Raw genomic sequence first — 12,105 nt, 5'->3', positions numbered from 1 at the left:
CGGTTACTTTTGGTTAGCTTTTTTGTTGCACAATTGGGACATTTGTACAGAATTTCACATTTTTCACAAAGTCCACCAAAAAACGCCCTGACGACAAATCAGAGCGTTAGTTTCATATTCATTATTTTGTATATTATTGCATTTCCGACTCGTTTTGCTTTATCCACTTATCCACAAGGGATAAGTCGTAGCCTTTTCGAAACATCGCGGCTTTTACTCGTTTCTTAAATTCCCAGCCCTCATACTGGCGGTAGCGATTGGCAGCTGACGAGGCATCCCGGTCTAAGTTCTCCCACTCCTGGTCCACGTCGGTTTCATTCTCAGCTTCATAACGCTTCAGTGCCGCCACAACCAGTTTACTATCATAACCCAGCTGGGCCAGTTTTTGTTTTGTTTTCTGTTCCGCCATAAAGTGCGCCTGTCGAGCATACTTCTGCATGAGCTTTTCGACCTTTTCATCAAGTTGGGCAACTTGGTCTTCTTCATCATATTCAACCAAAGCATCTTCAATTAGATACTTATCGACCCCAAGTTGTTGTAGCTTTGTCCGGACACCACGTGGTCCCAACTTGCCCGAGTGAATCGCACTGCGAACGTACTCTTCAGCAAAGCGCGCATCATCAATCACGTTCGCTGCCTCCAGCCGGTCAATCACATGCGCAATCACGATGCCTGGAAACTCGTTTTCCTTTAGCTTGATAATGACTTGCATTTTTGAACGCATTCGACCGGTCGCATAGACCAGCGCCTTCGTATAGGCTTTTTGCTCAAACTCCGCATCTTCAATTTTCTTGAGGTCTTCATCAGACAGTTCAGTATCTTTAAACAAGTTATATTTGATCAGGATTTTTTCATCAACCGCCAACGCAAATTCATCATCCAAATAGACGTTATAGCGGCCTGGTTTCCGTTGCCGGGTGACCTTCGTGACTTTTTTCATGCCGTCCTCCTGTTAAACTAAGTTTGCCAACATTAAGTTTAACCTAAAATCACAAAAAGAGCCAATGCACAAAGCATCGGCTCTTTTGATTTATCACTTAAATAAATGATGACATTCCTGGGTTCAATTCAACAATCTTACCCGTGCGCTTGTAGATAATCCACTCCGCAATGTCAGTCACATAGTCTGATGTACGCTTCAAGTAACCAGCAACAACCAAGTAATCCGTTGAAGCAGTCACCAATTCTGGGTCTGACTTCATGGCTTCAATCGCCATTTCACGAATCTCACCAGTGACATCTGATACCGACGTTGCCACTTCAGCAATCGCTTCAGCAGATACCGCATCGTCATTCACGTAGTAATCCAACACATCTGACACCATCTTGGCAACTGTTGAACCGGTCATACCGACCTTTTCTTCAATTGCCGCCACACGCTTGTTACCCTTCACGTGAATTGTTGAAAGGGCAATGTTACGTGCGTTGTCACCAATTCGCTCCAAAACTGAAACAGCCTTCAAGACCGTCACGATTTCACGCAAATCAGTCGTCACTGGTTGGTACAAGGCGATCATTTCAAAAGTCTTCTTTTCCAGTGCGATTTCGCGTTGGTTGATTGCCTTGTCACCATCGATAATTTCTTGCGCCGTGGCACGGTCGTGGTCCAAGAAAGCTTGTACCGCGCGACCCAACGTCTCAGAAACCAGCAGCCCCATTTCCTTAAAAGACGTATCCAAATCAGCTAGTTCTTCATCAAAATATTGACGCATCTGATAATTCCCCGTTTCTGTTAATTGTTTGTTTAGTATAGCACAGACTATCCGAAGCGACCTGAGATGTAATCTTGGGTCTCCTTCTTGTCTGGATCCAAGAACATTTTCTTCGTATCATTCGCTTCAATCAAGTCACCGTTCATAAAGAAGGCCGTTCGATCAGAAATACGTGATGCTTGCGCCATTGAGTGCGTTACGATAATCATCGTTAACTTATCACGCAATTGCATCAACGTGTTTTCAACCGCGTGGGCTGACACTGGGTCCAGCGCGGCCGTTGGTTCATCTAGCAGCAAGATTTCTGGTGATGTGGCCAAAGCACGTGCGATTGACACACGTTGTTGTTGTCCACCTGACAACGACAAAGCTGACTTGTGTAAGTCATCCTTCACTTCGTTCCAGATAGCTGCTTGCTTCAATGACGTCTCCACCATCTCATCCAAAACCGCCTTATTTTTCTCACCTGAAATGCGCATCCCAAAAGCCACGTTGTCATAGATTGAGAATGGGAATGGGTTCGGTTGCTGGAACACCATACCAATATCCTTACGTAGCTCAACCGTGTCGGTAGATGGTGCATAGATATCTTGCCCCTTGAACAGGAACGTGCCGTTAACTGTCACGTTATCTGTCAAATCGTGCATACGGTTCAAAGCACGTAGGTACGTTGACTTACCTGAACCAGATGGTCCAATCAACGCCGTAATGCCGAACTTATCATAATCCAAATTGATGCCGTGCAACGCTTCTTTTTCACCGTAGTAGAGACGCACGTTTTCAGTTGTCAAAATTTTTTCTGCCATTTGATAATGCCTCTCTTAACCAAAGTTTCCGTTCACGTAATCAATCGTCAATTGCACCTTTGGACGTGTGAAAATCTTACGTGTCAAATCGTATTCGACCAACTTACCGCTATTAAAGAACGCTGTGTAGTCAGAAATACGTGCTGCTTGTTGCATGTTGTGCGTCACAATAATAATCGTGTACTTTTCCTTCAATTGCATCAATGTATCTTCAATTTTCGCTGAAGAAATTGGATCCAACGCTGATGATGGTTCATCCATCAACAAAATATCAGGGTTCATGGCAATTGCTCGAGCGATGACCAAACGCTGTTGTTGTCCACCTGACAATGACAAGGCCGACTTACCCAAGTCGTCCTTCACTTCATCCCACAAAGCAGCTTGGCGCAATGACGTTTCAACAATTTCATCCAATTGTTGCTTGTCACGCATGCCGTGTTGCTTCAACGCGAAAGTGATGTTATCTGAGATTGACTTTGCGAATGGATTAGGTCGTTGGAAAACCATGCCGATGTGCTTACGCATCTCGTAAACATCGATATCCTGTGAGTTGATATCCAAGCCACGGTACATGATGTTTCCCTTAACCGTCGCCACTGAGTCGTTCATGCGGTTCAACGACCGTAGGAACGTTGACTTACCTGAACCAGATGCCCCAATCAATGAGGTAATCTTGTAGCGTTCAAACTTCAAATCGGCATCTTGCAAGGCCAACTTGTCGCCGTAGAACACTTGCAAGTCCTTTGTTGACAAGGCAACCTCGTGCTTCGTTTCGTCCATATCATAGACGTAGCGCTCTGGTTGTTCTTCGTCAAAAATTAAATGTTGCTCTTCAGCCATGACAAATGTCCTCTTTCTTACTTCGTTGCCGTCAAACGCTTGAACAAAACTCCACTCAAGTAACGAGCAAAGAAGTTGAACAACAAGACAGCGATGATCAAAACAGCAGATGATCCAGCGGATACGGCAGCCGCATCAGGCATGATACCTTCTGAGTTAACCTTCCAAATGTGCACCGCCAACGTTTCGGCAGGACGCATAATGTTCAATGGAGATGAAACGTTAAATGGGTTCCAGTCCGTAAAGTCCAAAGCTGGCGCTGATTGTCCAGCTGTATAAATCAATGCGGCAGCTTCACCGAACACACGACCTGCTGACAAAACCACACCAGTCACGATTGATGGTAAAGCGGCTGGCAAAATAATGTGCCCAACCGTCTCCCAACGAGACAAGCCGAGGGCTGCACCAGCTTCACGTTGCAAGTCAGGAATCGTTCGCAATGACTCTTCAACAGAACGCGTTAGCAGTGGTAGGTTAAAGAACGTTAGTGAAATCGCACCGGACAAAATTGAGAAGCCAAGTTTGAATTGGACAACGAACAACAAGAACCCAAACAACCCAACTACCACAGAAGGTAGTGATGACAAAATTTCAATGGCCGTGCGAATCAAAGCAGTTGCACGACTCTTCTTGTTAGCATACTCATTCAAGTAAATTCCAGCGCCCAACGCGATTGGGAATGAAATCAACATCGTGATAACCAACAAGTATAGCGAATTAAATAGTTGGATACCGATACCACCACCGGCAGTAAAGGCTGTCGCAGGCGCCGTCAAAAAGTGCCATGACAAATGTGGTACACCTTGGTACAAAATATAACCAAGTAGTGCTGCCAAAATCAAAATTACAAAGCCTGCAATCGCATAAAGAATGGCGCTTGCAATCTTATCGGCTTGCTTTGGATTCAACATCTTACATGGCTCCCTTCTTAGCAATTGCACGGATAACTGAATTGAAGACCAATGACATCAACAACAAGATCAATGCCAAGCTCCACAACGCATTATTTTCGAGTGATCCCATAACCGTGTTTCCAATACCCTGTGTCAAAACCGACGTCAATGTGGCGGCTGGTGATGTCAAGTTCTGTGGCATCAACGCCGCATTACCAACAACCATTTGAACCGCCAAGGCTTCACCAAAGGCGCGGGCCATACCAAAGACCACGGCCGTCAAAATTCCAGGCGTTGCTGCGCGCAAGATGACCTTGTAAATCATTTGCCAGCGGGTTGCACCCAAGGCCAATGATGACTCGCGGTAGTGACGCGGTACTGACTTCAATGTATCAACCGTCATTGATGTAACCGTTGGCAAAATCATGACGAACAATACCATGGCACCAGCCAAAATTCCGAACCCAGAACCGCCAAACAAATGACGCATCACGGGTACGATGACTGACAAACCAATAAATCCATAAACAACGGATGGAATACCAACTAACAATTCTGTTACGGGTCCCAAAATCTTTGCACCACGCTTAGGCGAGATTTCAGTCATAAAGACAGCTGTTCCGATGGCAAATGGTGTGGCAATCAAAGCCGAAATCAAAGTTACCAAAAATGAACCCACAATCATTGGTGCAGCACCAACGAATGGGTGTCCATTCGCATCCTTTTGACCAGGTGCCCACTTAGTGCCTGTTAGAAAATCCCATAGGTTAACTTTATTTGCAAAGAACGTTGCCAAACCTTTTGATGCAACGAACCAGAAAATTGATAACACAACCACAACAATCAATAGCAAAGCTGCTAGTGAAATATAACGTCCAAAGCGATCCTTTCGGGTAGCGGCTGATTGTTTCAATAGTGATTCACGGATGTTATCCATGTGCCCACACTCCTTAATTTTCAGATGTAATCTTTCCGTTCACGTCACGTGAAATTTCCATATCGTGAATGGCAATGTAGCCCAATTGTGGGACTAGTGTCGTTTGAATGTGCTTTGAATCGATGAAATCCAAGAACGCTTGGACATCCTTAGTTGGCTTGCCCTTTGTGTAGACGTGCTCATATGACCAGATTGGCCACTTGCCGTCCTTCACGTTGTCGTCATCGGCCTTGACACCATTCAAGGTTGGCACTGAGACTGTCTTGTCCAAGTAGGCAAATGCTGCGTATGAAACGGCACCTGGCGTCGTCGAAACAATCGAACGCACCATTCCTGATGAATCTTGTTCTTGCGCGTCCGCTGACTCGGCACCCTTCAAGCCCCACTTTTCAAATGTTGCACGGGTTCCTGAACCTGAGACACGATTTACCAACACGATTGGCAAATCAGCCCCACCAACTTGTTTCCAATTTGTGACCTTCTTCGTGAAAATCGCAATTAATTGGTCTTGCGTTAAGTTTTTGATATTGGCTTGTTTGTTAAGCATCGGCGCGATTCCAACGATCGCCACCTTGTGGTCAACCAACTGATTGGCTTTAATACCGTCTTTTTCTTCGGCAAACATATCTGAGTTACCCAAGTCGACGGCACCTTGCTGAACCTGCGCCAAACCGGTACCTGTTCCACCACCTTGCACGTTAACAAACACGCCCATGTTCTTCGCAGCGTAATCTTCTCCAGCTGCTTCAACTAGCGGTTGCAACGCGGTTGAACCAACGGCGGTGATATTCACGCTACCGTTTTTCTCTCGCGTTGTGTATCCCAAAGCTAATAGGCCGCCTACAACCACGACGATTGCGGCACTTATCAACCAACTGCGCTTCATAATGAACGCCTCCTAATATTCTTCTGCTACTGTAGACTATTATCTCTAACTTTTGTAAATGTCACACTGCAGTTTTGTAAAGGTTTTTGTTACATATCGTATATAGTTATTATTCTACTCTACTGTTAACTGGATTTCGCGGTTTCGACTACTATTTTTGGTATTTTTGTCGTGCTTGCGCACGAGGCGTGGTGGGTGGGGTGTGCCTCCGACAAAGATTAGCCTGGGTGAACTCCGCCGGCGCGAGCACCGGCTAGTGCCCAAATAATTGGGCGAAGGGTCAAGGTCCGTTCGCCTTAGCTAACCGGCGGTCGGCCGAACTTATGAGTTCACCCCGTCCAATCACTACGTCACACCCCACCCACCACGCCGGCAGCCGAGATATTCTCTGTTGGTTTGGTAAGCATAGATACACCAAAAGCCAGGCGCGTTCTTTGCACCTGGCTTTTATTTATCGCGTGACGATTGTTGTTAGGCGTTGTCTTGGACACTTGATACATTCACTGCCGGTTTGGACGCAGAGTGGTGCGTCTGGGCGGATGCGGAGTCGCGTGCTATCAGCCAAACACCGGATGTTTAAATGCTCGTTTTGCAGGGTCCAGGCAATTGTACCGACTGCTGGTAGTTTCGGTTGGCACGTTAAGCAGAGTTCATTATTAATGACGCAGCCACCCGTTAACCAACTTAAGAAGCCAGTTAGACGTTCTTCTAAATCTGTTTCGTTAGTTAAATTATGCAAACTTCCTGTTAAGTCGGTTGCTGGTTGTAACAACAACTCATAAAGTTTTTGTTCCCCTAATTGCAACCGGGTGCGGTACAGCGCCCAGCGAATGTTTCGTTGCCAATTATGATCCGCACTAATTTGCACATCTGTGCGTGCCCAAAAGGTTTGCCAGCGAGCGCGCTTTTGAAGCGCAACTTGTTCAAACGATAGCCCTGTTCGCCCATCTAGGTAGTAACTAATTTTCAGTGGGCGTTCTGGCGTTACTTGTTGCGAAACGACCAATCGTCCATGCGCTCGTGACAAGCGTCCCGTCGTCACAATGTCGTCGATTAACGCCAATGGTAGCGTCACAACAACGTGATGATTACCAGCAATCGTCAGACGTTTCGCGACATCGCTGTTATCTTCAAACTCGCGGACTGTGCTAATTTGTACATCCAAATAATCCCGATGCCGCATTTCGTAGGCAAAATTTGTTAGCTGACATCCCCACCGCATATCCTCGACCGTCAACCACGGATTATTATCCTGTGGCACAATCGGCAACCGTTCCCCATCAATCATCAACGACCAATCTGGTAAAACGTTCGGCGCAACGGCTGGGGCAATTGCATTACTTGTCCGCCGGGTCCACAGCACGGTCTCATGGAGTTGTCCATTATCTAGACCGCGCACCGCGATATTTAAATTACAACGGACAATCCAAGCGTGTACCCAAATCTCCGTGACGATTTTCCACCGCATTGGACACGTTTGTTGCAGGCCATCGTTTACCAAATTAATCCGATCGACACCTGTGATTTCTTGCAGCGTCGCCGTCACCGCATGGTACATCCCCAACACGCTTTGATTGTCCCAGCCCAATTTTTCGTGGCGCCCAATCAGCACTTCATCGGCCGTGAACCGAACTGTCATACTTTTCATTACTCAATCACCCAAATTTACGCTTCCCAATTAAAATTCCCATACAAAAAATCCCCCACAACCGCAAATTATACGGAAGTGGGGGATTTTGTCTAGGCAAGGTGTTAACTGTTAACACCTGCAATAGTTAACTACTTATCACCATTAATACGGGCTTGGAATTCCTTTTCGCTTTCCTTTTGACGACGCCAGAACGCTGCCAAAAGTCCAAACATACCAGCAACCATCAAGCTAGCAATGATAATACCAATGTAGTTCTCTGATGCATTTTCAGTCATGTTGATTGACGCCTTGTTAACCTTAGCATCATCTAACATATCGTGAATACGATCAGCATCAGTCTTTGGTGTGTTGGTAGTTGTTGCAACAACTTGCTTGTCAGCCTTTGCAACACTTGCACCGTTATTCAACGTAGAAGCCGTCTTATTACCACGCGTTGCTGCTTGCTTAGCAGTCGTTGTTGTCGCAACAGCTTGTACCGGCTTTGCCATAACAGCTCCCTTAGCGACCGATGTCTTGTTTGCCTTCACAACAGTAGCAGCCGCACGAGACTCGTGACGTTCAGCCATTGCTACCCCAGGTTCCTTAGGAGTAGCGACGTTCGTGTTCACAATTGACTCACCTTGGCGACCGTCAATGACACCACCTTGGTTCATTGCATTCAACTCTGCCAAACGGTTTTGCACCGCCGTCAAAGCCGTACGCAACGCTGAAACAGTTGTATCAGCTCGGTTAGCCATGCCCTGCAAGTCCGTTACCATTTGGATCAAATCACCCGCATTGTTTTGCAAGTTCGCAGGTACCTTAATGGCGTTGGCTTGGTCAATTACCGTACGCAACGTTGCTTGCGCATCCGCGACTGCTTGGTCATAAGCTTGCTTAGCCTTAGCGACATCACCAGGCACATACGTCTTAGCATTCAATGCGTCATCAACCGCACGCTTAGCTGCAATCACCGCCGCATCATCTGACACATTCGTTGGTACAACGGTTGCATCTGCTGTTTGCAACTTAGCAACTGCTTCATCAATCACTGACTTCGTACCAGTTTCCTCAGCTGCCTTAACGGCTGCAATGCGGTTCTTAACATCATCATTTGTGCCATTCTTTACTGTTGCAACGGCGCCATCGGCCGTCTTAACTGAAGCTTGGCGCACATCATCAACCTTCTTGATATCATCTTGCAATTGCTTACGCGCTTGCTCAATATCAGTCTTGGTTGCTGTCGTGTTGTCAGCTGACGTCAAGTCATGCAACTTCTTCAAATCATTTTGAATAGCTGACGTATTTTGATCAGCATACTTCGGTGAAACCGTTTGCCAATTCTTGCCATCAGCATCGGCACTTGCCTTCGTATCGGCCAAAGCTTGCTTTGCTTGTGCAACCGCCGTTGCCAAGTTGCTAATCGCTTGCTTTAGCTTTCCCGTATCAACATTATCGCCATTCAAAATATCATTAATTACTTGCTTGGCCTTTTGCACATCGCCTGAATCAGCAACGTTAATGGCAACTGATTGATTTACAGCCGTCTTAACCTTGTTAATCGCGTTGGCCACACCAGACTTTGCACCGTTCTCCAACATGTTGTGCAAGTTATTAACCGTGTTATCAACGTCGTTATCTGACATTTCCTTGTTCGACGTGTTGTTGTAGTAGTGGTTACCATCAACTGAAACAGCCGTATCGTCGATTGCTGGCGTATATGACACCACAAAGTCCTGGATGTTCATATCGTTCAATGACGCTGCTTCGGCAAGTACTGCTTGGTAACCAATAACGTTACCCGCTTCATCAAAGACTGGCGTTGGCGCTACACCACTACCATCCAAGTCAAAGCTTGAGGCTCCATTTTGCAAACCAATGTGGTCGAAGTAACCAGTTGCTGCCAACGCAGCTGACAAAGAATCATACGTCGTACCATCTGGGGCCGTCACCGTAATCTTCAAGTTATCCTTCTTAGCGGTTTGCTTTAGCACGGCATCGATTGGCGCAAAGTCATTTACGTTAATTTCAGCGTCAGACTTACCAGTTACCGTACCAAGTACCTTACCGGATACGTCCTTAACTTGAATCTTTTGACCATCCAATGGGGCATAAATGACCTTCATTTGCGTCGTACCAGCTGCAAAGGTTGGGTTCGCCTTCACGGCATCTTCAAGTGAGGCATATTCCTTACCATCTGGAGCAACAACTCGGTGCGCGTATCCATCAATGTCCAGATTTTCATCAACCTTGTTCATTTCAGCCAATGCATTCGAAACGTTAACCTTCGTATCCGTGTAACCTGTTGATACGATTGCCGCTTCAACCTTTTCATCTTGTTGCAACTTAGCCAAAGCATCCGCAACCGTGGTCAACTTTTGGGCATTCTTGTTGCCAGTTGCTGGGGCTTCACCTTGCTTAAAGCCTGATTCCGTTCCCAGCTTCACCACAACCTTGGCAGGATCTGGCGTGTACGTTACCAAGTAATTCGTACCAGCTGGCACACCTTCAACATTAATTGTTGACCCGTCCGTCATCTCGATAACGTTACCATTCGCATCCGTTACTGTTGCTGTGTAACCGGTCTTAACTGGCACATCAATGTTCTTAGCACCTGCTTGAACTGAAATATCAGCCGTTGGCAAGTAGATGACTGAAACGTCACTGCCTGCTGGCACATCAATCGTTGACCCCGTAGACGTTTCCGTCTTCGATCCATCTGGCGTAATCGTCGTCTTGGCACCATCTGGCGTCAATTCAGTGTATTGGGCCGTTCCAGAACCATCCGTCACAAAGATAAATGGCTTATCACCGTGCTTAGGCACCGTCACAACTTGGGCGTTCTTAGCACCTGAAACATTGGCTGATGCCTTGCCATCGGCCGTGTCCAATTGCACAACCTTTTGCTTACCATTCGCATCCGTCACAATCACAAAGGCACCATCACCATTTGCAACCGGTACAGACACTTGACCATTCGTCACAGGTACTTCTTGCTTCTCAACTGGCTTGTTGTTAGCTGGGGCTGACGTGGCCTTCAAAACGTTCATCGCATTTTGAATATCCGTCATCGTGGCATCGTCGCTTGCCAACAATGTCGACAACTGCTTACGAGCCTTAACAACGTTATCGTCAGTGGCATTTGCAAATTGGTCAACCAGCTTGGCACCATCAGCTTGCATATCATGCAACTTCTTCGTCATGTCAGCCAAGCGGTTTTGCACGTCAGTCAAGTTTGGCTGAAGTGCAGATGCCGTCGTATCAGCTTGCGTTGCCAAGTTTTGCAAGTCGGTCACTTGTTGTGTCAAATCACCTAACTTGTTCTTCTTGTCCATGGCAACTTGATCTTGCAAGTTGGCTGGCACCTTGATAGCTGCCACAGCGTCGGTCACCTGCTTTAAGGCATCCTTCGCCGTTGCAACAGCCTTCTTGTAATCTGCGACCTTTTGCGCTGCCGTCGTTGGGTCGTATGACGTTGCATTCAAAGCATCGTCAACCGCTTGCTTTGCCGTCGTCACACCGTCAACGTCAGCAACGTTAGCTGGTACAACGGTGTCATTGGCGTTTTGCAACTTTGAAACAGCTTCATCGATAGCAGCTGTCCCCTTAGCCGACTCAGCATCCTTCACCGCTTGGATACGATTCTTAACGTCTTGGTTAGCAGCGTTATCACCGTTATTCACAGTCGTAATGACCTTATCGGCCGCATCAACAACCGTTTGGCGCGCTTGCGTAACCGTCTTGATATCTGATTCCAATTGCTTGCGTGCATCATCAATGGCCGTCTGTGTTGCCTCATCAGATGACGTCAACTCTTGCAAGTGCTTGATATCAGCATCGACCGTTGTCGTATCTTGATCAACATACTTGGCAACATTCGCGTCGTCAGACCAAGTCGTTACTACCTTGTTACCAGCATTCTTAGCATCCGTGACATTCTTTGTCATCGCCGTAATGTCATCAGTAACCTTCTGTTGGGCCTTCTTGATATCAGCCAACGTCTTAGAATCGTCAGCGGCTGCCGTCTGCAATGCCGCCTTATCATCCTTCAACGTTGCACCAGCTGCATCTGCTTGGTCAGTGATGTTCGTTTGCACATCCGCCGTTGCAATACCATTTGCCTCAGTAACCGCTTCTTCACGGTTCTTCTGCAATGGCTTCAAGATACCATCAACGATATCTTGTTGTGCCTTGATGTCTGAGGCCTTCGTTGTGCCGTCATTCTTAGGGTCAGTCAAGTTCTTCAAGTTAGCAACAGCTGTTGCCAACTTGTCTTGGTCGGCTGGTGACAACTTCTTGATTTGATCATCTAAGTTTGCTGGCTCAGCAACAGTTGCCTTACCCTTGGCCGTTGCCAACGCATCCTTAGCACCAGACACAGCCTTGTCCAAATCACCAAGC

General features: G+C 46.8%; 9 protein-coding genes. All 9 read right to left on the bottom strand.

The genetic code is table 11. The annotated features are described in order from the left end of the window. Positions 1-133: 133 nt before the first annotated feature. Entirely contained in the window at positions 134-940 is an 807-nt protein-coding gene (locus ESE_RS0107340) for a RecX family transcriptional regulator (protein ID WP_010373430.1), read from the bottom strand. 97 nt (positions 941-1,037) lie between these two features. Then, complete coding sequence (gene phoU / locus ESE_RS0107335; protein ID WP_010373428.1) at positions 1,038-1,712, bottom strand: phosphate signaling complex protein PhoU; 675 nt, start codon at positions 1,710-1,712, stop codon at positions 1,038-1,040. Positions 1,713-1,759: 47 nt separating this feature from the next. Further along, positions 1,760-2,518: a phosphate ABC transporter ATP-binding protein PstB gene (pstB, locus tag ESE_RS0107330; RefSeq protein WP_010373426.1), complete on the bottom strand. Its 759-nt coding sequence runs from the start codon at positions 2,516-2,518 to the stop codon at positions 1,760-1,762. Between the two features lie 15 nt (positions 2,519-2,533). Further along, entirely contained in the window at positions 2,534-3,358 is an 825-nt protein-coding gene (gene pstB, locus ESE_RS0107325; RefSeq protein WP_010373424.1) for a phosphate ABC transporter ATP-binding protein PstB, read from the bottom strand. 17 nt (positions 3,359-3,375) lie between these two features. After that, the gene (gene pstA / locus ESE_RS0107320; RefSeq protein ID WP_029237483.1) at positions 3,376-4,266 is read right to left on the bottom strand and encodes a phosphate ABC transporter permease PstA; all 891 of its coding nucleotides are present in this window, start codon (positions 4,264-4,266) and stop codon (positions 3,376-3,378) included. A 4-nt stretch (positions 4,267-4,270) separates the two neighbouring features. Further along, entirely contained in the window at positions 4,271-5,188 is a 918-nt protein-coding gene (gene pstC / locus ESE_RS0107315; protein ID WP_010373421.1) for a phosphate ABC transporter permease subunit PstC, read from the bottom strand. Positions 5,189-5,201: 13 nt separating this feature from the next. Continuing rightward, on the bottom strand, positions 5,202-6,074 hold the full coding sequence (locus tag ESE_RS0107310; RefSeq protein WP_010373419.1) for a phosphate ABC transporter substrate-binding protein PstS family protein: 873 nt from the start codon (positions 6,072-6,074) through the stop codon (positions 5,202-5,204). Between the two features lie 451 nt (positions 6,075-6,525). Then, positions 6,526-7,722, bottom strand: a complete 1,197-nt coding sequence (locus tag ESE_RS0107305) for a hypothetical protein (RefSeq protein ID WP_010373417.1) — start codon at positions 7,720-7,722, stop codon at positions 6,526-6,528. A 131-nt stretch (positions 7,723-7,853) separates the two neighbouring features. Beyond that, a partial coding sequence (locus tag ESE_RS12275; RefSeq protein WP_010373415.1) for a coiled-coil domain-containing protein occupies positions 7,854-12,105 on the bottom strand: 4,252 nt, incomplete at its 5' end.

Origin of the sequence: Weissella cibaria KACC 11862 (assembly GCF_000193635.1) — a bacterium.
Taxonomy (GTDB): domain Bacteria; phylum Bacillota; class Bacilli; order Lactobacillales; family Lactobacillaceae; genus Weissella; species Weissella cibaria.
The sequence above is the reverse complement of the archived record's forward strand: the minus strand, read 5'-3'. Positions and strand labels throughout refer to the sequence as shown.